Below are 22,839 nucleotides of genomic sequence, written 5' to 3'. Positions count from 1 at the left end.
ATTTATAAATTTATATCAGAAAATATTTTTGTATACTATAATTTTGTATTGCTCTTTGATGATTGCAAAAGGCTCTAAATCTGTCACTTTTAACAATATTATACGACCATGATTATCGGCGTACCTAAAGAAATCAAAAACAACGAAAATCGCGTAGCACTAACACCCGCAGGTGTAGCAGAATTTCGTAAAAATGGCCACACTGTGTATATACAGTCCACAGCGGGTTTAGGGAGTGGGTTTGAAGATAGTGAATATGAAGCTGCGGGTGCAAGCATCCTTCCGACTATCGAAGAGGTATATGGTATCGCCGAAATGATTGTAAAAGTGAAAGAGCCTATTGCCTCAGAGTATGCTCTTATCAAAGAAAATCAGCTTTTGTTTACGTACTTCCACTTTGCTTCTTCGGAAGAGTTGACCCACGCCATGATTGAAAGAAAAGCCGTATGCTTGGCTTACGAAACCGTGGAGCGTCCTGATCGTTCGTTGCCTTTATTGGTGCCGATGTCGGAAGTGGCAGGTCGTATGGCGATTCAAGAAGGAGCCAAGTATCTCGAAAAACCAATGGGTGGAAGAGGTATTTTGCTGGGAGGTGTAGCAGGTGTGAAGCCCGCCAATGTATTGATTTTGGGTGGGGGTATTGTGGGTACGCAAGCCGCAAAGATGGCAACGGGCCTAGGAGCTAATGTGACAATCGTTGACATAAGCCTCAATCGTTTGCGGTATTTAGAAGATATTTTGCCAGCCAATGCCGACACGGTGATGTCAAACGAATATAATATTCGGGAGTTGATTAAAAATTCTGATTTGATAGTGGGGGCTGTGTTGATTCCAGGAGCGAAAGCACCGCATCTTATCACTCGTGACATGCTCAAATTCATGAAAAAAGGAACGGTACTCGTAGATGTAGCGGTAGACCAAGGAGGATGTATCGAAACTTGTAAACCTACCACCCACGAAAATCCGACTTATGAAATCGACGGTATCGTGCATTATTGTGTGGCTAATATGCCGGGAGCGGTGCCTTATACTTCGACTTTGGCATTGACCAATGCGACCCTGCCTTATGCAATCCAATTGGCAAACAAAGGCTGGCAAGCAGCGTGCAATCAAAACGAAGACCTCAAAAAAGGATTGAATGTAGTACAAGGGAAAGTGGTCTATAAAGCAGTTGCAGATGCTTTTGGCTTATCATATACTTCGGTTGAGGAAGTATTGGAAGAAGAACTGGTGGGTTAATTTTTATAAATTAAGATTGGTAAATAAATGGCTGAGCCAACTGGCTTGGCCTTTTTTTATGTCCTTTATGAGGAGTGACTTTGACAGGCTATTAATTTTGAAAAGAAAGTATGGTATTTAGGTGAATTGCCAAAATTTATATTTACTTATACTAAACTATGGCGCAATAAAAAGAAGGTATCCTATAAGACCATGAATTGCCAAAAATCTAAATTAGAAAAAAATAAAATACGCAATGTTCAGATAATCAATTGATTGTATTTTGTGAAGAAAAGAAATAGTGTTGGGAAATTTTTTGAAAAGAGTACAAATGATGTAAACCTATGACTAAAAAGGGGGAGTAGAATAGGGTAGATTTGGAAGGTATGTAGTATGCGTGCATAAAATAATATATTATAGGTGGTTGTTCTATTAAAAAATATTGTTTTAAATGTTAATTTTGTGAAAAATTGAGACAAAGCATTCTAACCATTTAAATAAAAATAAGTTATGATGTTACTTAATATAGCTAGTGACGTCATATACAAAGAGTTTTTCATAACGTTGAGTAAAGTTAAAAAGCCGGGTGGAGTTTCTGCCCGGCTTTTTTGTGAATGATTCTACCTTAAAGATAAGGTGCCTTATGCTGAGAACATATACTGAGACAAGTATTAGTTAGTTATTTTTTGTAGTAGCTTCATCGCGCAAAGCTCTGCGGAGGATTTTGCCTACATTGGTTTTGGGCAGTTCTGTTCTAAATTCGATATGCTTTGGACATTTGTAAGCAGTTAGGTTTTGGCGGCAAAAATCCATTATCTGCTCTTTCGTAAGACTTTCATCTTTTTTTACCACAAAAATCTTCACAGCTTCGGTGGTTTTTTCGTCAGGTACTCCCACACAGGCCACTTCAAGTACGCCGGGGCATTGAGCGATTACGTCCTCGACTTCGTTGGGATATACATTGAAACCCGACACCAAAACCATGTCTTTTTTACGATCTACAATCTTAAAATAACCTTCCGCGTCCATCACTCCTACATCGCCCGTTTTGAACCATTGGCGACCATCGACGGGGTCAATAAACATGACCTTGGCCGTTTCATCAGGACGTTTATAGTAGCCCGGCATGACTTGTGGGCCATGAGCACATATTTCGCCTGATTCGCCTACCTCAGCCCAAGTATCATCTTCGCGTAAAATCCGTAATTCGGTGCTAGGAAAAGGAATACCGATAGTCCCGATTTTATTAAACTTAGGGTCGAGAGGATTGGCCGAAAGTACGGGAGAAGTCTCCGAAAGTCCGTAGCCTTCGGTGGGCAGGTTGCCAGTAAGTTTGTACCAACGTTCGGCTACTACTTTTTGTAATGCCATTCCACCTGCCGACGTAACGCGCAATTTACTAAAGTCTACTTCACCAATACGAGGGTGATTCATAAGACCATTGAAAAGGGTGTTGAGGCCTGTAAAAAGCGTTATTTTATATTTTTTTAGAATATCAATAAACGCATTCATATCACGCGGATTGGTAATAAGAAGATTCATCCCGCCATTTTTGAGTGCTGATAAGGCATTACAGGTCAATGCATATATATGGTACAACGGTAAAGCTGCTACCAAGATATTAGGCTCATTTTCGGGAATTTGCTGGAGCATTGGGCTAAGATAGAAGCAATTGGCTTCTACATTAGCGATGATGTTGCGATGCGTGAGCATCGCACCTTTAGATACGCCTGTGGTTCCTCCTGTGTATTGAATAAAAGCCAAATCTAGGTTGTGAATGTTTGGCTTCTCATAATTCATCGACGCTCCTTCTCTGACGGCATCCATGAATGATACAGCTTGAGGCAGATAAAAAGGCGGAACCATTTTTTTGATATTTTTGACGACAAAGTTGACAATTTGCTTTTTGGGGAAGCTAAGGGTATCGCCAATTTGGGTCACAAAAACATGCTTGATTTCGGTTTGAGGCAAAACTTTTTCGAGTTTGTCAGCAAAGTTTGCCAAGATTACAATAGCCTTAGCACCAGAATCTTTAAACTGATGCTCCATTTCGCGGGGGGTGTAAAGTGGATTGGTATTCACTATCGTGAGTCCGGCTCTCAATGCCCCAAATATCGCAATCGGATACTGTATGACATTAGGCATTTGGATTGCTATACGGTCGCCTTTACTAAGTCCTATTCCTTGAAGATAAGCAGCAAAATTACGGGACATTTTATCTAATTCGGCATAAGAAATTTCTTTGCCCATACAAGCATAGGAGGGCTTTCTGGCATATTTCTCGAATCCTTCGTCTATCATTTCCAGCAGCGAGGGGTACACATCTGGATTGATTTCGTAGGGCATCCCGGATGGGTAGTACTTTAACCAAGGGAATGTATCGCTGGTGACAGTCATAGGGTTTTTGGTTGATGTTTAGAAAAAATTGTACCTTACAAAGATACAAACGAACAAGCATACCCTAAGATTTCAACTTATTTTTCGTAAATAAAAAATTAAAGCCCTAATTCTTGGCGATTTATATCGAATGCTTGAGCAGACTCCTTCATGATTTCCAATACTTCATGATAGCTAAACAAGCGACCATCCAAATAATCTTGTTCTTCGGGGTCTGCAAATGCCTTTTTGCCTTGCAAATCACGGATGTTTTCGTGCAAGGAAATGAGGATATCATGAAAGAATTCGACAAATTGCTCAGAAGGCATCTCTTGGTGTTTTTCGTTTGTGATGTAAATAACGCCTAAAACCGCCAAAATTTCAGTTTTATTCTCCTCTTTAGTTCATAAAATAATCGTTAAGTATAGAAACTTACTTTTTGAGAATGGTAAACTCTACCCTTCGGTTTACTTTACGATTTTCTTCGGTTGTGTTGGGCGCTACGGGGCGAGTGGGACCATAGCCTTTGGTCTGAATTCGAGCTTGTTCGATGTTTTTGGAAATAAGGTAGCGCTTTACTTCTTCTACCCGGTCTTTTGAAAGCTGTACATTAGCGTTGAAGTCACCTACATTGTCGGTATGGCCTTCTATTAAAATTTCCATATCAGCGTTTTCGGTCATCATTTGGGCGATTCGATCAAGCTCGGGTAGGGACGAAGGCAAAAGGTCAAATTTGCTTTGTGCAAAACGAATGGTATTGAGGGTGATTTTTTTGCCAATTTCGATAGGAGTAAGCACTATTTCTCGTCTAATTTCGCGGTATTGGTTTTCTTGACTCAAGTCAATCGTCATACCACTAGCTTGGTATCCTTTGTGCTGGGCGGTAAGATTGTATTGTTTTTTTGTATCTAATATCATCTTAAAATCGCCTACTTCGGGAGCATAATCTAGGACTTGGGGCGTTTGCTTTTGCTCGGTATCTTCTACAATCACTTGCGCTTGGAGAGGGCGCTTGGTGAGTTGGTCTATTACGGCTCCTTTTAAGATGACGGTAGGATTGGGGCGGATTGGTTCGGGGAGTTTTACCCTAAAAATATCAAATTCACCTAGTGAATTTTCGGACGAACAAAAATAGGCATAAGCACCCGATGCCGGGATAGTGAAATGTGCCTCGAAGTCAAAAGTATTGAAAGCAGGGCCGAGGTTTTCGGGCTCCGACCATTTTTTCCAAGTATCATCTAGGCGTCGGCTTACGTAAATATCCATTTCGCCATAGCCACTGCGACCATTTGATGTAAAATACAAGGTTTGGTTATCGGTCGCTAAAAAAGGCGTATACTCATCGTCGGCAGTATTGATACTCATACCCATATTGACGGGAGAAGACCATTTGCCGTCGGTTTGTAAGAAAGATACGTACAAGTCAGAGCCGCCGATGGTATTGGCATCTTGAAGCGAGAGTATCATTGCTTTTCCATTAGGGCTGATATAAAATCCTGAGAATGAGTGTTCGTTAACGTAGTTTTGGAGGCCTAATTGCTGCGGAAAACTCCATCCGTTGCGGTTTTTGTGACTTATCGATACTCCTTTGGACAAGGCACCGTCTGGATGATAAATATTCATCAGCAAAGCCGTACGGTCATCGGGCGAAATGTAGCAAATTGAGTTTTCTTGCAGGTTGTTGATAGGTGACCCCATGTTTTTGGCGTATTGCCATACTCCGTTTTTTTCTTCGGCATACCATACATCATAGTCTTCTTTGGCGCGGAGGTTTCCGGGATGATCGTAGCGAGTAAAATAAATCGTGTGTCCATCAGGCGAAATCACTGGGGCGACTTCGTTGGCTTTGGAATTGACGTTGGGGCCTAGGTTTTCTTTTTTGAGTTCTTTTGGAACATTCTTAACTACATTGATTTGGGCTTCCACGGGGCTTTCACTGGCTGAGATGCCAATAGCGTCTATTTCGTTCCAGCCCTTTACGAGCTTGGTGTCTAATACCACCTTCACAGCCGTTACTTTGTAGGTAGAAAGCTGTGGGAGCCATACTCGAAACATGCCAGCGTTGCGTTCTGAGGTGGTGTTTTTGGATTTGTAAATTTGGTATTCGTTACCTTGAGTATCATACGCAAAGACTTTATCGATACACCCTCCACCAAAGTTTTCACCAATGGCCACTTGCCTTACTGCGGTGGGTGTTTCAAAACTCACTTTGAGCCATTCTTCGCCCGCATCTGGGGTAGATGCTCGCCAAGCAGAGGCGCCGCTCTCGGCCTGAGGAAGCTTGTTGGGTTTTCCTAAAACTTGTACGGCTCGGTATTGTTGGCCGCTGCCTTGGGTATATTCAGACGACATACCTACGACTTTCGATGCCCACTGAACAGACTGCGCCTGTAGACTGGTATAGGCAAAACACACGAATAAATATGAGAATATGCGCATATTATCTGGCTTTTTGAGCTGATGCGCATATATCGTGCCAAATCTCCGTTTTTAGCACCAATGGGCAGTTGGTGGGTATGAGACTAGTAAGTGGAAGGCACTAGAAAGGATTGATGCCTAGGCGTTTATCAAAGAAGTTCGTCGCTTGGGTTCCAAAAGTGTTTTTTGAAGTCTATGATTTTATCCTCTTTGACCACAATCCCCTCCGCTGAGAGCAAATCCTCCATGGCAGTAGGGCTTCCGAAGAAGTGTTTACCTGACAAAATGCCGTTACGGTTTACTACTCGGTGAGCAGGTACATCAGGCATGGTATGACAGGCGTTCATGGCCCATCCTACCATACGCGCGCTAAGTTTAGAACCCAAAAAAGTGGCAATCGCTCCATAAGATGTGACGCGTCCCGCAGGAATCTGCCTTACTACATCATATACATCGTTGAAGAAATTTTTGGGTTCCACTTTAAACGAGTGTTATGATTTACTTTCGATTTTATGAACCAATTCTTGGTACCAGCTCTCCCCGTATTTGGTGATAAGTGGGTCTTTTAGGAATTTGTAAATAGGTACTCCTAGTTCACGTCCGTTGTGACAAGCAGGTTTGCAAATATGCCAACGGTCGTAGTTGAGAGCATCAAAATGGTCATATTTAGTAATTCTAATCGGGTACAAATAGCAGGAAATGGGTTTTCGAAAAGCGATTTTCCCGTCTAAGAAAGCTTGTTCAATTCCACATTTCAAAATTCCTTTTTTATCATAAATTGCGTAGGCGCATTCGCGTCCATTGACTGTAGTAGTGACATAGTCGCCATCTGAGTCTTGCTCATAGAGCCCTTGGGTCTCAATAGCCTCTATGCCTTTTTGATTGAGGTAAGGTTTTACGAGAGGATATACCTCTTCCAATACCTCTAGCTCTGATTCGGCCAAAGGTGCTCCCAAATCGCCTTCTACACAGCATGCACCCTTGCATTTAGTAAGTTCACACACAAAAAACTGATCCGCTACATCATCACTGATGACGGTATTGTCAATCACTATCATTGTTTTTTAATCTTGAGTTGTTGGCCTATTTTCACTCCATTGTCGCTGAGGCCATTCCATTCTTTGATATCATCAATCTTAACCCCATACTTTTGAGAGATGCTAAACATCGTTTCTTTGGGAGCTACGGTATGTGTCAAAAATTCTTCCTTGGTAGGTTGTTGCGAAATGGTATTACCTACGGGTGAGATTTTAAGCTTTTGCCCTACTGCAAGCTTAGAGTCAAGAGTCAGGTTGTTCCAATACAAAATATCATTGACGGTTACATCATACATTTTTGAAATACTAAAATAGGTTTGCCCTGCTTCTACTACATGGACAACAGGCTTCGCGTTTCCTGAGGAAGTTGGGGTAGGAGGTGCAGTCGTAGTTTTAGGCTTGGTCGCAGTGCTAGAAGCTGGAGGCGTAGTAGTCGTTGGCTTGGTGGTAGAAGCAGTAGTGTTATTTTTGGTAGAAGCTGCGGGGCGTGTATTAGTGGTTTTAGCTCTATTTGCTTCTGCTTCATCATTAATGATTACTACTTTATCGTCGTCGTTTGGATTGAATGAAGGGGCACGTCGATTGGGTTTTGTAGAGGTTGTAGGTGTATTGCTTTTGGATGAATTTGTTGGAATGGAATTTACATCCGTAATCTCTACTCCATCACCCGAGTCAGACACCGACTTATTGGTATCGTTGCTGGGAGGAGTGTCTGCCATTTTGGGCGTGTATACTTTACGTTCAGAAGGATTCTGAGGAATTTTGTTGGTATTATTGGCGGGAGGGTTGGAAGGCAACTCTGTAGAAGTTGAAAATGTTTCCTGCGTAGCAACCCGAGGCTGAGACTTATTAACGCTAGGTCTCCACTCATCTTCTACTGGAATTTCAATCACTTCGACGGGTGTATTTTTGGGGCGACGCTTCGCTAACCAAAGCACACGACCTGTTTGTGGGCGTTGGTTGCGATTGTCCATGCGGTTGTATTTGACCAAATTTTTGAGACGAATTCCATAAATCTGCGATACTTTCCACAGCGACTCTCCATCTCGTACGGTATGAAAAGGTACGGCTGCTTTTTTGTTCTTTTTGGCTAAATAATAGACACTACCGGGCACGATAGGGTCGCGTTCAGACATATCGTTGTAGCGCAAAAAACTACTGAAACTTACTTTCGCTTTGCGAGCAAGGCTTTCGATATTGTCGCTGTTGTCGGCCATGATACCTGGCAGACCATTGATTTCGTATAAAAGAAGGCTACTACTATACCCTTGAGCCCGATTTAAGATAGGAAACCCAATGTCTTTTTGGGTAAAATTGTCACGTTGATTGGGTGTTTTCAACGAAGCCAAGCGGCTACGGGTATTAGAAAGTTGATCGTTATTGACCGGAATAATCAATGAATATTCTTTATCCGAGGGAATGTCATTGCCAGTAAGCCAGCGGTTGTGAGTACGTAATGTGACTTCGTCAATTTCAACTTCAGAGGCAATAGAGGCCAAAGTACGTCCGCTCGCTTTAGGATATTCGAGAAGGGCGATAGTATTGGGTGATTGATAGCGGTCTATGGAAGATTCAATAGCGATTTTGTGGGCCAAAAATCTCAAAATATAGCGATCTGATTTTCCATTGAGTTGGACTTCTCTAGCATACGCCCACTCCGTAGGGATAGTTTTGCTGATGCCACCTGCTCCTAAATAATAAGAATAAAGAGACGCAATCCAGTTGTTGAATTGGATATTGCTTTTTTTGAGATACTGAGCAGCAGCCCGGGTCGAAGAAATGATGTTTTTTCGTTCGTCTACTTGATCATTTACGCGAAGGCCATAATCGACGGCGGTCTCTTTTTTAAACTGCCAAAAACCTACCGCATTAGAAGCCGACACCGCATCAGGCTGTAAGCCACTTTCTTGCACTGCCAAAAATTTAAAATCTACTGGTACATCCTCATCAATCAAAACGCCCTCAATAAGTGGGAAAAACATGACGCAGCGGTCGAGTTTAGCATCCCAAAATTTTTTATTGCCCAATAGCGCCTTTACATCAGCCTGAATCACGGCTCGGGCATCTTCGTCTAGTTGGATATTCATGCCTGCAAATCCCACACTACGAGGGATGGTAGGGATTGTATTTTGTGCCCACAGTAATACTACCGAGTAAAGAGAAATGAATGTGGTTAGGGTGGCGATACGTTTCATCTTTTTCGTTCTGCTAAATGTTAGTGTTTCCAAGCAATCAGAAGACCGTCTCTCATAGGAAGAAGGATGTTGCTGACGCGTGGATCTTGATGAATTTTTTGATTAAAATCTAAAAGTGCTTGGGTGTCTTTGTCTATTTTCTTATCGGTTTGCACAACTTTTCCACTCCAAAGAACATTGTCAGCAATGATTACTCCACCTTTGCGAACTTTGTCAAATACTAAGTCATAATATAAGCCATAGTTGAGCTTATCGGCGTCTATAAATACTAAATCGAAGGTATCAGTTAAAGTTGGGATTTCTTCGGCGGCATTAGCGATTCTAAAATCTATCTTGTGACCGAAGGGGGAATTATCAAAAAACTTACGGGTAAAATCATATAGTTCTTCATTAACATCAATCGTAACCAATAGGCCGTCATCACTAAGTCCTTCTGCCAAACAAAGAGCCGAGTATCCAGTATAAGTCCCGATTTCGAGGATGCGACGCGGGCGTATCATGGTCGAAAACAGCGATAATAATCGACCTTGCAAATGCCCCGAAAGCATTCGAGGTTGGAGTACTTTAGCGTGAGTTTCACGATTGAGTTGTGCCAGTAGTGGGCTTTCAGCCGACGTATGTGCCAGCGCATAAGCTTCTATAGCTGCAGGCAAAAAATCCATTCAGTACATTTTGTTTCAACAAATATAAACGAAAAAGAAGCAAAATTGGGTATAACAAGGCTATTTTTATCGTACGGTTACTATTTGTAGAGGTACAGGCTTTTTAGGCATCTGATGCCCCTCAGTACATAAAGGAGCAAGATTTTCTTGATTATGAGCCAATATCGTACCTCTTCCCATCAGATAGGGTTGAGCCTGTGGTACCCTGGTCTCCCTCATTCTTTTAAGCTCTTCTGAAATGCCCTTTTAGGATAGATACAATGAGTCGAATAGCAAGTATTGAGTTTTTATCCCTAATTACTGAGTTATATCCCTAAAGTTTTGCGAGTGTATACTTGATAAGTAATATTGCCAATGAGTTCTGGGTTAGAATGAAAACCAAATAGAAGATAAAGCTTTGTGTAATGTCCTTGCTATTACTACCTAAACTTTTCTTCTAAATGCTAAAATTAACCATAACATTGGTCTATTGCCTTAGGGCTATATTATTTGAAAATCAGCTTTGGTCAAAATGTACTATTTAGACCAAAGATATTTTAACTATACCTCGTATACAATATAAATAGAAGGTTTTCAAGTGTTATATCCCTGAAATTTTCTGTGTTATAAAGTTTGAAACATCATTCTAAATAAATCTTAATAATTTAACTTTAATTAATCAATGAAAAAAAGAATGTTTTTTCCAGCCCTTGCACTATTGGTGAGTGCAGTAATGTTTATCAATTGTACAGGTGAAGATGGTGCCATAGGACCTGCTGGAGCCAAAGGTGATACTGGAGCTAAGGGTGATACCGGACCTAAGGGAGATAAAGGTGATGCTGGGACGGCCAATGTAATTTATAGTCCTTGGTTAAGCTTTCCTGCCATTACTGTAAACACGGCAATGGTAAAAGCCTTCACTTTTGACGCGCCTCAGATTACACAGGATGTGATAGATAAGGGAACAATATTGGTCTATGGCAAGCCTGTATCTGGAACCAATATACAACCGTTGCCATTTGTAAATTATTGGGTGGAGAATGGTTCTATAGTGGGTATGATTGATAATAATATTAATTTTGAACCCCAAAAATTGATTTTTTCGAGAGTGTTTATGGGGGATATAAAAACAATTCCAATTGGGTTTGCCAACTCTACCTCTTCATTTTTTAACAAAATACGCTATGTCATTATACCCGGCGGCGTGCCTACTGGCCGACAAGCTGCGGTAGACTATAATGACTATGAGGCGGTGAAGAAGTATTATAATCTGGCAGATTAATAACGTCAGGTTTGTGAGGAGAATTCATCTGGCATGACCCTTCATTTGTGCAATAATATATTGCTGTTATTCTTGAGTTACTAAAAACTATGCCCTTTTCAATCTATTGTAGACTTAAGAAAAGGGCATAGTTTTTACTATTAGGGTGCCAAAATCAAAAAACAGACTATTTTCGACCGGTAGAAATAACCAGCTATTGAACCATTTTAGCTTCACAAACCCCAATATTGAAATAGCCATTTTGCTATTCTTAATTCCTGATTAACAGACGATACGGTAAAAGAATAGATTGAAATCGGAAAAGAATGGGAGCTGATGTTGTTTTTTTATAGCTGAGATAGAATTAGTACAATCTATTCTTAGTCAGATATTAGTGATTGTAAGCCAAAAGTAGTGGCCTGTACATTTGGATTATGATAGTACCCATACCTTTGTTCTAACGCTTTTTTTGACTTACATTATATCAAAAATGCCGATATTGCGGGTGGCTTTGGGGAAATCTAATAATCCCGTTTCAGGATGCTATTTTTTTTATTCTCCTAAACACACCATTTTTATAAGTACTGTATGCCCCAAAAATATATACTTCTAGCATTTCTGATTTTTTTTAGCCACTTTACTCAAGGCCAGAACAAATGGCTGGCACGAAGGGTCGAGAGAATAGACAGCTTGCTGCTGCATTATTGGCATAATTATGACCAAGCAGAAAATGAAGCAAACGAATTGTATGATTTGTTAACCACCAAATATACCACCAAAGAATATAAAGATGCTAAGATACAAGTGATGCTTCAAAGAGGGTTTCTGGTTTCTTTAAAAGGGGATTTTTCTACAGCACTTCAAATGGGTTTAGAAGCACTGGAAGAGGCAGAAGAATATAAGTTGCCCGAAAAAATATATAACTCTTGTTTGTTCATCGCCATAGTGTATGAAGTAGGAGAAGACATGAGGTTGTGTAAACAATACTTGGATAAAGCTTACGCTACGTACAAACAAAACAAGCTCGAAAATATTTATAGTGTTTATTGCATTCGGATGGCGTCTTATTATCGCCTCATAAAAAAGAGAGACTCAACGGCATATTATGCGCAAAAAGCCCTAGAATATGCTACCAAATACCACAATATCAGGGAAGAAAGAGATGCTTATTTACTATTAGGAGCAAATTTGCCTGATAGTCTATATCGAAAACTGATTGGATATAAATCTATGGCTGCCAAAAAATTCTTAGAAGTGAAAGATTTTGGCTCGGCTGCCGGTCAGTTTAGTGGTATTGCTGCTATTTTGTTGAGGCATGGTCATAATACAGAAGCATTGGTATATAGTGATTCGGCTATTTTTATGATGAAATCATCGATAGCCTACATTACACCAAGTGTGTATCAAGTTAGAAGTGATATATTTGAGGCTCTAGGAAACATAGATTCGGCGCACTACTACTATAAAAAATACCATAATTCGTATGTTGAAGAAAATAAAAAAATGGAAACTGCCGAAATAAAAAAAATTACCGAACAATACCAAAATGACAAAAAAGAAGCCGTCATAAAAAATCAAAATCAACAAATGATTTTTGTAGTTAGCTTACTTACTGTGATTGCTGTTGCGGCTGTTTTACTATTAAGAACGAATAAAAAAATCAATTCCCAAAATAAGATAATCAGCAAGCAGGTAGAAGAGTTGATGAAAACCTTAGAACAAAAACAGGTACTACTGTCAGAACTTGCGCATCGGGTCAAAAACAACTTGCAGCACGTGATTAGCATACTTGAAATACAAAAAGAATCAGTAGATTTCAACAATATTGAGGAACTCATCAGAGGAAATCAAAACCGTATTCACTCTATGGCGTTGCTCCACAAAAAACTAAATATATCAGAGAGTGTCAATGAGGTAGATTTGAAAAAATACATTGTGGAGCTTTCGGAGTTAGTGAAAGAATCTTATGATAATCATCGAAAAAAAATAAACCTCAATGTTGATTGCGATATAGAAAAAATGTCGATTGAAAAAGCACTTCCTGTAGGTCTTATTATTGTAGAGTTGGTTAGCAATAGCATGAAACATGCTTTTAAAAGGCGTTCTATTGGAGTGATTGATATTGCACTTACCAAAGAAGAGAACAAAAAAAATAAGTTGTATTATGCCGATAACGGTATCGGGTTTGATTTCAAAAAAAATAATGAAAAAGGACTAGGTATGGAAATCATAAAAGGTTTGATAGAACAATTGGACGCTAGCATTGAAAGTAGTCAGCATGGTGGCTTTGAACTTACACTCTCTTTTAAATAATTGCTTATGGAAACACAAACGGTTTTGTTGGTAGAAGACGATTTTCTTAATCGAAGACTTTCTAAAAAAATACTTTTAGAAAATGGATATAAGATTTTGGAAGCGAAAAACACGCATGAAGCTTTTGAAATACTAAAAAAAGAAGAGGTGCATATTGCGGTTTTGGATATTAACTTAGGCGAAAATGAACAAGACGGAATAAGCCTCGGAAACGTGCTTCATGACAAATATGATGTTCCTTTTATATATTTGACAGCTTACGATACTACCGATATTATTAAGAAGGCGGTAGCCACTGCACCAAATGCCTTTATTACAAAGCCTTTCAAAAATATTGATTTAATAACGGCGGTGACACTTGCCCTGCGTCAGGTTTCTAAACACCCTCGTAAGCCTTCTATTTTGGTGAAGGATAGAGAATATAATGTGGAGTTGTCAATAGAAGAAATTGACTATGTAGAATCTGAAGGAAATTATCTTTTATTTTATACTTCCAATAAAGTATATAAAAGTCGCTCTACTCTCAAACAAGTATTAGAGGTACTCCCCCCAACGATCTTTATACAAACTCATCGAGCCTATGTCGTGAATAAAACCAAAATAGAGAAATTTAGCCTTAAGAGTTTGATTATCAACAATAACGTTATCCCAGTTTCTAAAAACTATATCGATGATATAAGCATGGTTTATCAATAAAATCTATGTTTGGGCAAAAAGGCCTTAGTCAAACGGTTATTACTCAGCTTCGGGCAAAAATGTAAGAGTACTCCACTGCCGCTCGTCAAACATCTCTTGGGCAATGTCTTGTAGTTGAGAGGCTTGTACTGCTTCGATTTCGGCAAAGAGTTCGGGCAAAGAATCCACCTTGCCGGTATCTAAGATACTTTTTGCCATCATCAGCATAAAACTCTGATTCCCTTCTTCCGACATCGCTAGTTGCCCCATTAGTTGTACTTTTAAATTATGTAACTGAGTAGTAGTAAGGGGTTTTTCTCTTAGTTGGCGTAATTCGCGGTAGATGAGTGAGGTCGCTTTGTCGAGGTTTTTGGGTTCTGTTCCAAAAAATACTCCCAAAAAACCGGTATCTAAATAAGGTGAATAGTTGGCTTCTATCGAATAAACCAGCCCGTATTTTTCGCGCAGGGTCATGTTGAAACGCGAATTGAGACCCGGCCCACCGAGCAAATTGACCAGCATAAAAAAGGGAAGGCGCTTATCGTCCATGAGGGCATAAGAAGGTCGTCCCATTGCTACTTGGGCTTGGGTCATGCCACGGGCTACTTTCAATGATTGAGGAATGTAGATTTCGGGCGAAGTACGGATGCGGGTGGTGGTACGATATGGCAAATCATACAAGTATTTTTCGGCCTGTTTGATGGCTTTTTTGAAAGGCAAATTGCTGACCAATGATACCACAATGCGTTCAGTGTCAAGATTTTCGGAGATGAAATTCTGAAAATCTTCTCTTCTGAAAGAATTGACACTTTCGGGCGTACCCAGAATATTGCGTCCTAGTTGATGATTTTGAAAAACCACTTCATCAAACTCATCCTGAATCGCATCTTCGGGAGAGTCGTAGTACATGGCCATTTCTTCTAAGATAACTCCTCGCTCTTTTTCGATTTGTTTTTCGGGAAAAATCGAGTGAAATGCAATGTCAGACAAAAGCTCGATTGCTTTGTCGCTGTGCGATGCTAGCAATGAAGCATGAAAACATACTTTTTCTTTGGTAGTGTAAGCATTGAGCTCGCCGCCCACCGTTTCGAGACGATTGATGATGTGGTACGACTTGCGTTTTTGGGTGCCTTTGAAGGCCATATGTTCCCAAAAATGAGCTAATCCTTGTTGGTGTGCTTGTTCATCTCGACTACCAATGTCGAGCATAATGCCCCAATGGGCGATTTGGGTATGAGGTACTTGTTTATGTACGACACGTATGCCATTGGGCAAAGTGTGTAAGCGGTATTCTTCCATTCTACGTTTTTAATCACTAGTACAAAGGTAACAGTTTTTGACGGATGCTAGTTTCCGACTGTGATATTCTGCCTACTTTTGTAGCTTCAGACTCTGGGTCAGAATTTACTAACTTGTAATTTTTCAAAAATGTCTCCTCGTAAATTGTCCATGGATGACCTCAATCGATTGTCGGTTGAAGATTTTAAAAACGTCGAAAAAAATCCTTTTGTATTTGTATTAGATGATATTCGGAGCTTAAACAATGTGGGCTCGGTATTTCGCACCGCTGATGCTTTTAGGGTTCAGAAGATATACCTATGTGGCCTCACCGGAACACCACCACATCGAGATATTACCAAGACTGCCCTCGGTGCAGATGAGTCGGTAGAATGGGAACATAGCTCGGATGCGCTCGCCCTTGTCCAAAAATTAAAATCAGAAGGATACAAAATCGCCGCTTTGGAGCAGGCTGAGGGAAGTGTAATGCTCAATGATTTTGACCCACATGTGTCGGATAGATATGCTTTTGTGCTTGGAAATGAGGTGTTTGGAGTGAGTGACTCGCTTATTGAGCAATGTGATGTATGTCTGGAAATTCCGCAGTTTGGTACCAAACATTCCCTCAATGTATCGGTAAGTGCAGGGATTGTGGCGTGGGATTTTGTTTCGAAAATCCTGAAAAAATAAACTTGAAAATGAGTCTCTACTTTGGTAGGAAGGAAAAATAACGGAACCTTTGGCGATATTTTGCTTCACTTTTTATACTTTAACATCAATAAAAGACGCTGACATGTTTGGGGGTCAGGTTTTTTCTCAAAATCAATTACATAAAACAGTATCAAGATGAAATCAGACAAGAAAAAAAGCACGAGTGAGATTGCGGAGAAAATTGCAGCCGCGATTGTGGGCGAAAGCACCTCAAAAAAAATTGCAAAGGCTATCAAAAAGACTGCGGAAAAGTTGGCTAAAAAGTTAGAGAAAATAAAGAAAAAAGAAACCAAAAAAGCAGACCAAGAGGCTAAGAAAAAGGTGAAGCAAGAAAAAGAGAAGGAGAAAAAAGCCAAGGTCAAAAAAACAGATAAAAAAGCAAAGGAAGGGAAGGTGAAAGAAGTGAAGGAAAGCGCGCCTGTGGAGGTACCGACCAAAGCGGTGGAAGCAACTCCCGAAAAGGTGGAAGAAGCTCCCGTAGCCAAGCCTGCTCCTAGGCCAAAAGCCGCTAAACCAGCACCTGCGGCGGCTCCAGCTCCTAAGCAAGCAACTACTAGAAAAACACCGGAAGCACCCAAAACAGCACCTGCTAGCGAGCAAGAAACAAATCCTGAAGGGTAACCGGATTACTCTTCTTTTTTGGGCTTCATGGTAGGCTTAAACACCGGTTTAGAACGAGGTTTTTCTGGTTCTGAATCGGTGTTTTTATTTACTGCTTCCAAAGAAGATGCCTCCTGATTTTCAGTGCTTTTTGTTTCTGTTTCAGGTTTTTTAGGTACAAAAATAGGCTTTGGTTTTGGCGTTGCTTGTGGTGTGGCGTCGCTGTTTTCGACGGTATTTTCCGACGTAGTTTTTTTAGGTACAAAAACAGGTTTTGGTTTGGGTGCTGCTTGTGGCTTGGCGTCGCTGTTTTCGACGGTATTTTCCGACGTAGTTTTTTTAGGAACAAAAACAGGTTTTGGTTTGGGTGCTGCTTGTGGCGTGGCGTCGCTGTCTTCGACGGTATTTTCCGACGTAGTTTTTTTAGGAACAAAAACAGGTTTTGGTTTGGGTGCTGCTTGTGGCGTGGCGTCGCTGTCTTCGACGGAAGTTTCTGGTACCGACTTTTTAGGAACGAACGCAGGTTTTGGTCTAGGTGTTGCTGCCGGGGCTATTTCGTTAGTCTCCTCAGTCGTTTTACTTTCGGTAGTGGGAAGAGTTGGTTTAGGCGAAGGTCTAAAAGCGGGTTTTGGTTTGGCCGTTTCGTCCTCTACAGAAGTGACTTTGGCCGTAGCACTTTGTTTTTTCAACTCTTCTTTTTCCCTTACAAACTGCTCGTACAAACTCTTCTTCTCTTCTGCTTGTTCGGGCGTCAGATTAGAATAGTGATAATTCATGTCTTTGACATCAAACTCGCTGTAATCAAAGGTTTTGGTCATCGTAAGGCATTCGGTAGGGCATACGGTAGTACACAAACCACAATAACAGCATTTTGCCATATCGATGTCAAATTTGGCGGCATAGAGGCGAATCGGAGAGCCGTCGGATGCTTTCCCGATTTCGCTAGTAGCTTTGATAGGTTCGATATCAATACAATCTACGGGACATACCTTGGCGCATTTGTCGCATACAATACAGTCATCCATTTCGTTGTGAAGACGATAGCGACCATTGTCAGGAATGGGCATCGATTCAAAAGGATACTGGAGTGTCACCATACCATTTGACTCGTTGAAATAGTCGTCTTCGCGAATATTGTTTTGGCTACGACGGTGGCGAGCGTCCCACAAATGCTTGAATGTGAGTTTCATACCTGCCAAAGTGGTACGAATGCCTTCGCTTATATGTTGGAAATAAGTTTTCAATAGAGATGAGATTGTAAATACAACATCAAAGCAAGAAATAAGTTATTTCTTCTTGTTGAGTTTTTGAAGCCAACTTAGAAGTCGGTCGACATCGGCGCGTAAAAAGAGCTGAGTACCTTCGTTCATAGTGGCAGCAGATCCACATGCGACCCCCCACTGAAGCATCTCCAAATAAGATAACTCTTGGGTAAGTGCCCACGTCATGCCCGCTACCATACTATCACCTGCTCCTACCGTACTGCGCTTTTGAACGGGCGGAGCGGGTACGTGTTCGACTAAATCTTTGGTAACCAATATCGCACCTTTAGGTCCCATCGATACAATCACTACCTCGCACTTACCATCGCCGATGAGCATACGGGCGGCATCATCTACGTCGTCCATTTCCAGTTTGGAGGCTCCCACCAAAGCTTCTAGTTCGCCGATATTGGGTTTTAACAAAAATACCCCTTCGTCGCAGGCCGCTTTCAAAGGCTCGCCAGAAGTGTCCAGAATTAGCCGGGCGTTCATTTTTTTTGAAATCGCCGCTACCTTTTCGTAAAAATCTACTTCCATTTCAGGAGGAAGACTACCACTCGCCACCACGTAGTCGGCCTGCGATTGGGCTAAGGTATCTAAAAAGGCTTGTTTTTCGGACTCTGAAAGTGCAGCACCTGGCATCCCAAAACGATATTGGGCGTTGGTAGAAGTTTCGGCTACGATAAAATTTTCACGTGTCCATTGCTGAGTCGTTACTACTTTGGTCTCAATTTCCTCTTGTTTGAGTAGCTCTTCCAGGTGCTGACCTGTAGGCCCGCCTGCCGTAAAAATAGCTAAAGAATTGCTTCCCAATCTCCTCAAGCCTTTGGATACATTGATACCCCCACCGCCAGCGTCAAAACGAGGATTGTCACAGCGGAGTTTTTGCTCTGGAATGAGGCGGTCGATAGACGTACTTTTGTCAACGGCCGGATTGATGGTGAGGGTAGTTATTTTCATTTTGGTAATTGATTCCACTCATTGATTTGTTGGAGAATTTCTTCGCGGCCTTGATTAGCTACTGATGACGTAACAAAAATTTGGGGTAAATCTACCCAAGTTTCTAGCAAGGTTTTTTTATAATTTTCGAGATTGATTTTGAGTTGATTTGCCGTCAATTTATCAGTTTTTGTAAAAACCAACGCAAATGGAACGCCTTGAGTACCCAATTTTTCTATGAATTCAAGGTCTACTTTTTGAGGCTCAATACGACTATCTATCAATACAAAAGTACAGACTAGGCTTTCGCGTTTGAAGAGATAATTTTCAATCATTTCGCTCCATTTTTTTCGGTCGGCTTGCGAAACTTTGGCGTAGCCATAGCCGGGTAAATCTACCAAATACCATTCGTTGTTGATATTGAAATGGTTGATTACCTGTGTTTTACCGGGCTTTGAGGAGGTCTTGGCCAAATCGCGACGCTGAGTGAGCGAGTTAATCAAAGATGATTTGCCTACATTCGAACGCCCAATGAAAGCATATTCAGGGCGGTCAGGGGCGGGACATTGCTCATTGTTGGACGAGCTTTTGACGAAGACAGATGTTTTGATTTTCATAGCACAAAATTACGAATAATCTACGCGAGAAAGGTCAAATTTCGTAAAACTCAATCGGGAGGTCGTCGGGGTCAGCTATAAAAAAGAAGGATTTTTGGGTAAATTCATCTTGTCTTATTTCTTCACAGATCACTCCTGCATTGCGAAGCAAAGTATGGGTTTGATGAATGTCTGCTACCTTAAAAGCTAAATGTCGGAGTCCCGCAGCTTCGGGGCGAGAAGTACGAGCAGGGGGATTGGGAAACGAAAAAAGCTCAATTTGATACAGACCATTGACCGCCAAATCCAATTTATAAGAATCACGCTCAGCTCGATACACTTCTGCTATGACGGTCAATCCCAGTATTTCGGTATAAAAATGTTTGGAACGAGCATAATCGCTACAAATAATGGCTACATGGTGAATTCCCTGAAGTGAGAGCATAAATTAAAAAATAGTTTATTTCACAAAATTGTAAATCATTTCGGATACTTCAGCCATTGCTTTGACGCCTGCTTCGGGATTGGTTAGTTTTTTGGAAAGTAAAACCAACACGTATGCCTTACCGTTAGGTAAATATACAATCCCTGAATCATGCCTAACACCAGTAATAGAGCCAGTTTTGTGCGCCACTCGGACGTTGGAAGGAAGCTGTGCAGGAATGATTTCGTTGAATTTTTGGTCCAAAAGTATTTGAATCATTTTATCGGATGCTGTAGGCGATACTACTTTTTTTTGAGCTATTTTTTCAAAAATAAGCATCAAATCATAGGCCGTTGTGGTGTTGCTGAGGCCCTTTTCAAAGGCTTTGGTATCTTCTACGCCTCTCAGCACATTTATATCTTTGGCTCCCAATTCACGCATGAATTGGTTTGCCTTCTTGGCATCTACTAAGTCAATCAGAATATTGGTGGCCAAATTGCTACTCACAATCATCATCTGATACGTGAGGTCATAAATGGTCATTTTAGAACCGATTTTTTTATACATATCATCGGCGCTATCGTCACTGATGTCGAGCTTAAAAGGACTGCCATCCACAATACTTTTAAATTCATTTTTGACCAAAATAGAATCACTCAGATTGAATTTTCCAGCTTGTGCTTGTCTAAAAACTTCCATCATCACCGGCGTTTTCATGGTACTTGCCGCATGAAAATTTTCTTTTTCGTTAATAAACAACGTTTGCTGGGTTTGAAGGTCTTTGAATGCAACTGCAAAGTCACCTTCTATTTGGCCTAGTTTGGATACAATGCTTGTGCGCAGTTGATCGATAGTAGGTTTTTGGGCAAAACAAGGGAAGCCCATTCCTAGTAGCAAGTAGTATACAAGGTGTTTCATAAGTGATGAAGCATGTTTTTAAAAAATAAACATACTCAAGTTTAGCTCATGCTTGCAATTTATTTTGAGAAACTTGATAAATTTGACCTTAAACAACACTATCGCTGAAGCATAACAGAGCCGTAATGTTGCTGTATGTTGCTGGTTTTTAGGTTTTTATATTCAAAAATATAAGTATAGCTATCAAGAGGACATAGCGCATTTTTAAAGAAACCGTCCCATTGAGGTTTGGAGCTTTCTTCGTTGTAAATCGCAAGACCTAATCGATTGTAAATGGTGAGCTTATGGGGTGTTCCACCAGTGATAAACAATTGAAACGTATCATTGATGCCGTCGCCATTGGGAGTAAATACATCTGGAGCAAATACTCTTACGTCACATTGTTGTATCGTGACCTGTACCGAATCCGAAGCTGAGCAAGAGTTTTGAGTGATTCGCACGGTGTAAGTGCCCGTTTTGGACACAATGATAGAAGGCGTAGTAGCACCCGACGACCAAGCATAAGTATAAGGCACACTAGGATTTGGGCTGCTAATAAGGGGACTTAATACGAGGCTTTCACCTTCGCAAAGGGTAGAATCTCGCCCTAGTTTTACGGTAGGAGAAGGAGTCAATTCTATGGTGCGGAGAGCTTCGCAACCTGCTTCAGTACTTACCAAAACTTCGTACTTACCTGACTGAGATACCGAAAGGGTTGGGGTCGTTTCATTGCCAGGGTTCCAGAGATAGCGTAGATTTGGCTCAGAAGTACCTGCTTCCAACACAAGAGTCAATCCTGTAAAACATAATTGTTGATTGGGGGCTAGGGTAGGGGGCTTGCCTGCTATTACTTCAGTAGAGGTTTTGACGTTACAATTACCCTTAGAGAGCGTGAGGTCATATTGTCCGGGTTGATTGACTGTAATTTTGGGGATAGTTGCACCCGTCGACCATCGGTATCTGACGGCAGTATCTTGTGGCGTGAAAGTGGGTATGATATCCACTGTACGTTTAGGACAGACCTCTTTTGGAGTACCAAAATCCACTTTGGGAAAAGGGACTACTTCTACCCGAATCGTGTCTTTGACGGTGATTCCACAGTCGCTGCGGTAGCTGACTGTGTAGGTAGTGGTTTGTGTAGGACGTGCTATGGGGGTACGCGAGCTAGGAGCGGAAAGCGATGTGGTGGGTGTCCACTGATAAGCTCCGTCGGAAGAAGTGCGACCTGTGAGGAGTACTTCTTGGTTAGGACAAATGTCTTTGAATACATTTTTAAGAACGGCTTCTTTTTTCAGGCATACGGTTTGGATGTTGTAAGCACCGCCCGTAGAGCCTGAAATGCCCCACCACACTTCGGGTTTACCGCTAAAAATATCAGCTACAATGTCTTTTTTGAGTCTTAGACGTAGTTGACAATCAAAATACACTTCTAGCGTAAGTGTTTGGGAATCCCACCGAATGTTTACTAAATGATTTTTTCCGTCTTCGATATTGTTGCTAGTGGCCGAAGCAGTTACAGGGCCTTGTAGATTGTTGGGAGTAAGGTGATTGACGGAGCCATTTTGAAGAATCGCCATATGGTCGCTGGGGAGGTCGCCTACGCTACTACCATTATTATAAGTATCAAATTCGACTCCTAAAGAAGGTGAAATTCCAGTAAAGCCGAGTCCCATCCCCGAACCTCCAATGACATCTTTCCCACGGGATTGCATAATAAAAGCCATGCCATCTGCGCCAGCGTCGTTGCCGCCAAAATTGATGATAAATTCTAGGTTGAGAGACTGATTGAGATTTAATTTTTCTTCGTACCACACTACACCAAATTGACTGGGACGCGCATCTGTGACGCGATAGCATTCGCTGTCGATAGGGCGAGCATCTTTGTAGGTATAGTAAGTTTGGGCAAAAACAAAGAATGTGTTTAAATAAAAAAATACAAAGAAGATGAAGTTTTTCATTTTTGCCGCTCAGTTTCCGTTACACTTACCTGCCCATCAA

The 22,839-nt window shown here is 41.1% G+C and carries 20 protein-coding genes; 6 read left to right on the top strand and 14 right to left on the bottom strand.

Annotation, left to right across the window (positions count from 1 at the left end; translation table 11 throughout):
* The first annotated feature begins 108 nt into the window (after window positions 1–108).
* Window positions 109–1,239 carry an alanine dehydrogenase gene (ald, locus tag G563_RS0106550; protein ID WP_028664611.1) on the top strand — a complete coding sequence of 377 codons (1,131 nt, stop codon included), beginning with the start codon at window positions 109–111 and terminating at the stop codon, window positions 1,237–1,239.
* A 654-nt stretch (window positions 1,240–1,893) separates the two neighbouring features.
* On the opposite strand, the gene G563_RS0106545 is transcribed toward ald, so the two are convergent.
* The 7 genes from G563_RS0106545 to G563_RS0106515 all read right to left on the bottom strand — a co-directional run bounded on the left by G563_RS0106545 (window position 1,894) and on the right by G563_RS0106515 (window position 9,906).
* A complete protein-coding gene (locus G563_RS0106545; protein ID WP_028664610.1) occupies window positions 1,894–3,615 on the bottom strand; it encodes an AMP-binding protein in 1,722 nt (573 codons plus the stop codon).
* A gap of 98 nt (window positions 3,616–3,713) precedes the next feature.
* A complete protein-coding gene (locus G563_RS0106540) occupies window positions 3,714–3,923 on the bottom strand; it encodes a hypothetical protein (protein ID WP_028664609.1) in 210 nt (69 codons plus the stop codon).
* A 103-nt stretch (window positions 3,924–4,026) separates the two neighbouring features.
* Complete coding sequence (locus tag G563_RS0106535; protein WP_028664608.1) at window positions 4,027–6,033, bottom strand: OmpA family protein; 2,007 nt, start codon at window positions 6,031–6,033, stop codon at window positions 4,027–4,029.
* Between the two features lie 128 nt (window positions 6,034–6,161).
* A complete protein-coding gene (locus G563_RS0106530; RefSeq protein WP_028664607.1) occupies window positions 6,162–6,491 on the bottom strand; it encodes an MGMT family protein in 330 nt (109 codons plus the stop codon).
* Window positions 6,492–6,503: 12 nt separating this feature from the next.
* Complete coding sequence (locus G563_RS0106525) at window positions 6,504–7,070, bottom strand: DUF3109 family protein (RefSeq protein WP_028664606.1); 567 nt, start codon at window positions 7,068–7,070, stop codon at window positions 6,504–6,506.
* Window positions 7,067–9,244, bottom strand: a complete 2,178-nt coding sequence (locus G563_RS0106520; protein ID WP_028664605.1) for a LysM peptidoglycan-binding domain-containing protein — start codon at window positions 9,242–9,244, stop codon at window positions 7,067–7,069. The genes G563_RS0106525 and G563_RS0106520 overlap by 4 nt, the downstream gene beginning before the upstream one ends.
* Window positions 9,245–9,264: 20 nt before the next feature.
* Window positions 9,265–9,906, bottom strand: coding sequence for an O-methyltransferase (locus tag G563_RS0106515; protein ID WP_028664604.1), 642 nt, complete (start codon window positions 9,904–9,906; stop codon window positions 9,265–9,267).
* A 661-nt stretch (window positions 9,907–10,567) separates the two neighbouring features.
* Here G563_RS0106515 and G563_RS33880 point away from each other — a divergent pair.
* The 3 genes from G563_RS33880 to G563_RS33875 all read left to right on the top strand — a co-directional run bounded on the left by G563_RS33880 (window position 10,568) and on the right by G563_RS33875 (window position 14,155).
* On the top strand, window positions 10,568–11,167 hold the full coding sequence (locus G563_RS33880; RefSeq protein WP_051210798.1) for a collagen-like triple helix repeat-containing protein: 600 nt from the start codon (window positions 10,568–10,570) through the stop codon (window positions 11,165–11,167).
* Window positions 11,168–11,836: 669 nt separating this feature from the next.
* Window positions 11,837–13,459, top strand: a complete 1,623-nt coding sequence (locus G563_RS0106505) for a sensor histidine kinase (protein ID WP_211235256.1) — start codon at window positions 11,837–11,839, stop codon at window positions 13,457–13,459.
* Between the two features lie 6 nt (window positions 13,460–13,465).
* Window positions 13,466–14,155 (top strand): LytR/AlgR family response regulator transcription factor, encoded by a 690-nt coding sequence (locus tag G563_RS33875; RefSeq protein WP_051210797.1) that lies wholly within the window; start codon window positions 13,466–13,468, stop codon window positions 14,153–14,155.
* Window positions 14,156–14,194: 39 nt separating this feature from the next.
* Here the strand turns inward: G563_RS33875 and G563_RS0106495 are convergent, their stop codons facing one another.
* Window positions 14,195–15,433 carry a M16 family metallopeptidase gene (locus tag G563_RS0106495; RefSeq protein WP_028664602.1) on the bottom strand — a complete coding sequence of 413 codons (1,239 nt, stop codon included), beginning with the start codon at window positions 15,431–15,433 and terminating at the stop codon, window positions 14,195–14,197.
* A 129-nt stretch (window positions 15,434–15,562) separates the two neighbouring features.
* On the opposite strand from G563_RS0106495, the gene G563_RS0106490 reads away from it, so the two are divergent.
* Together G563_RS0106490 and G563_RS0106485 are read left to right on the top strand one after the other, a co-directional pair.
* Window positions 15,563–16,102 (top strand): RNA methyltransferase, encoded by a 540-nt coding sequence (locus tag G563_RS0106490; protein ID WP_028664601.1) that lies wholly within the window; start codon window positions 15,563–15,565, stop codon window positions 16,100–16,102.
* 156 nt (window positions 16,103–16,258) lie between these two features.
* On the top strand, window positions 16,259–16,744 hold the full coding sequence (locus tag G563_RS0106485; protein ID WP_028664600.1) for a hypothetical protein: 486 nt from the start codon (window positions 16,259–16,261) through the stop codon (window positions 16,742–16,744).
* Between the two features lie 5 nt (window positions 16,745–16,749).
* Here the strand turns inward: G563_RS0106485 and G563_RS0106480 are convergent, their stop codons facing one another.
* The 6 genes from G563_RS0106480 to G563_RS0106455 form a co-directional block, all read right to left on the bottom strand.
* On the bottom strand, window positions 16,750–17,967 hold the full coding sequence (locus G563_RS0106480; protein ID WP_028664599.1) for a 4Fe-4S binding protein: 1,218 nt from the start codon (window positions 17,965–17,967) through the stop codon (window positions 16,750–16,752).
* A 42-nt stretch (window positions 17,968–18,009) separates the two neighbouring features.
* Entirely contained in the window at window positions 18,010–18,945 is a 936-nt protein-coding gene (locus tag G563_RS0106475; protein ID WP_037326034.1) for a 1-phosphofructokinase family hexose kinase, read from the bottom strand.
* A complete protein-coding gene (gene yihA, locus G563_RS0106470; protein WP_028664597.1) occupies window positions 18,942–19,541 on the bottom strand; it encodes a ribosome biogenesis GTP-binding protein YihA/YsxC in 600 nt (199 codons plus the stop codon). The genes G563_RS0106475 and yihA overlap by 4 nt, the downstream gene beginning before the upstream one ends.
* Window positions 19,542–19,575: 34 nt before the next feature.
* Window positions 19,576–19,965 (bottom strand): SMU1112c/YaeR family gloxylase I-like metalloprotein, encoded by a 390-nt coding sequence (gloA2, locus tag G563_RS0106465; protein ID WP_028664596.1) that lies wholly within the window; start codon window positions 19,963–19,965, stop codon window positions 19,576–19,578.
* A 15-nt stretch (window positions 19,966–19,980) separates the two neighbouring features.
* Window positions 19,981–20,862: a serine hydrolase gene (locus G563_RS0106460; protein ID WP_028664595.1), complete on the bottom strand. Its 882-nt coding sequence runs from the start codon at window positions 20,860–20,862 to the stop codon at window positions 19,981–19,983.
* 98 nt (window positions 20,863–20,960) lie between these two features.
* Complete coding sequence (locus G563_RS0106455) at window positions 20,961–22,799, bottom strand: lectin-like domain-containing protein (RefSeq protein WP_028664594.1); 1,839 nt, start codon at window positions 22,797–22,799, stop codon at window positions 20,961–20,963.
* Window positions 22,800–22,839: the final 40 nt, after the last annotated feature.

Source organism: Runella zeae DSM 19591 (genome assembly GCF_000423565.1).
GTDB lineage: Bacteria > Bacteroidota > Bacteroidia > Cytophagales > Spirosomataceae > Runella > Runella zeae.
Note: the sequence above shows the minus strand (reverse complement) of the source record. Positions and strands in the feature narration are given on the sequence as shown.

What these genes read in the sequence shown, in the direction of transcription:
- ald (WP_028664611.1), top strand. Translation starts at nt 109, where the DNA reads ATGATTATCGGCGTACCTAAAGAAATCAAAAACAACGAAAATCGCGTA.
- G563_RS0106545 (WP_028664610.1), bottom strand. Translation starts at nt 3,615, where the DNA reads ATGACTGTCACCAGCGATACATTCCCTTGGTTAAAGTACTACCCATCC.
- G563_RS0106540 (WP_028664609.1), bottom strand. Translation starts at nt 3,923, where the DNA reads ATGCCTTCTGAGCAATTTGTCGAATTCTTTCATGATATCCTCATTTCC.
- G563_RS0106535 (WP_028664608.1), bottom strand. Translation starts at nt 6,033, where the DNA reads ATGCGCATATTCTCATATTTATTCGTGTGTTTTGCCTATACCAGTCTA.
- G563_RS0106525 (WP_028664606.1), bottom strand. Translation starts at nt 7,070, where the DNA reads ATGATAGTGATTGACAATACCGTCATCAGTGATGATGTAGCGGATCAG.
- G563_RS0106520 (WP_028664605.1), bottom strand. Translation starts at nt 9,244, where the DNA reads ATGAAACGTATCGCCACCCTAACCACATTCATTTCTCTTTACTCGGTA.
- G563_RS0106515 (WP_028664604.1), bottom strand. Translation starts at nt 9,906, where the DNA reads ATGGATTTTTTGCCTGCAGCTATAGAAGCTTATGCGCTGGCACATACG.
- G563_RS33880 (WP_051210798.1), top strand. Translation starts at nt 10,568, where the DNA reads ATGAAAAAAAGAATGTTTTTTCCAGCCCTTGCACTATTGGTGAGTGCA.
- G563_RS33875 (WP_051210797.1), top strand. Translation starts at nt 13,466, where the DNA reads ATGGAAACACAAACGGTTTTGTTGGTAGAAGACGATTTTCTTAATCGA.
- G563_RS0106495 (WP_028664602.1), bottom strand. Translation starts at nt 15,433, where the DNA reads ATGGAAGAATACCGCTTACACACTTTGCCCAATGGCATACGTGTCGTA.
- G563_RS0106490 (WP_028664601.1), top strand. Translation starts at nt 15,563, where the DNA reads ATGTCTCCTCGTAAATTGTCCATGGATGACCTCAATCGATTGTCGGTT.
- G563_RS0106485 (WP_028664600.1), top strand. Translation starts at nt 16,259, where the DNA reads ATGAAATCAGACAAGAAAAAAAGCACGAGTGAGATTGCGGAGAAAATT.
- G563_RS0106475 (WP_037326034.1), bottom strand. Translation starts at nt 18,945, where the DNA reads ATGAAAATAACTACCCTCACCATCAATCCGGCCGTTGACAAAAGTACG.
- yihA (WP_028664597.1), bottom strand. Translation starts at nt 19,541, where the DNA reads ATGAAAATCAAAACATCTGTCTTCGTCAAAAGCTCGTCCAACAATGAG.
- gloA2 (WP_028664596.1), bottom strand. Translation starts at nt 19,965, where the DNA reads ATGCTCTCACTTCAGGGAATTCACCATGTAGCCATTATTTGTAGCGAT.
- G563_RS0106460 (WP_028664595.1), bottom strand. Translation starts at nt 20,862, where the DNA reads ATGAAACACCTTGTATACTACTTGCTACTAGGAATGGGCTTCCCTTGT.
- G563_RS0106455 (WP_028664594.1), bottom strand. Translation starts at nt 22,799, where the DNA reads ATGAAAAACTTCATCTTCTTTGTATTTTTTTATTTAAACACATTCTTT.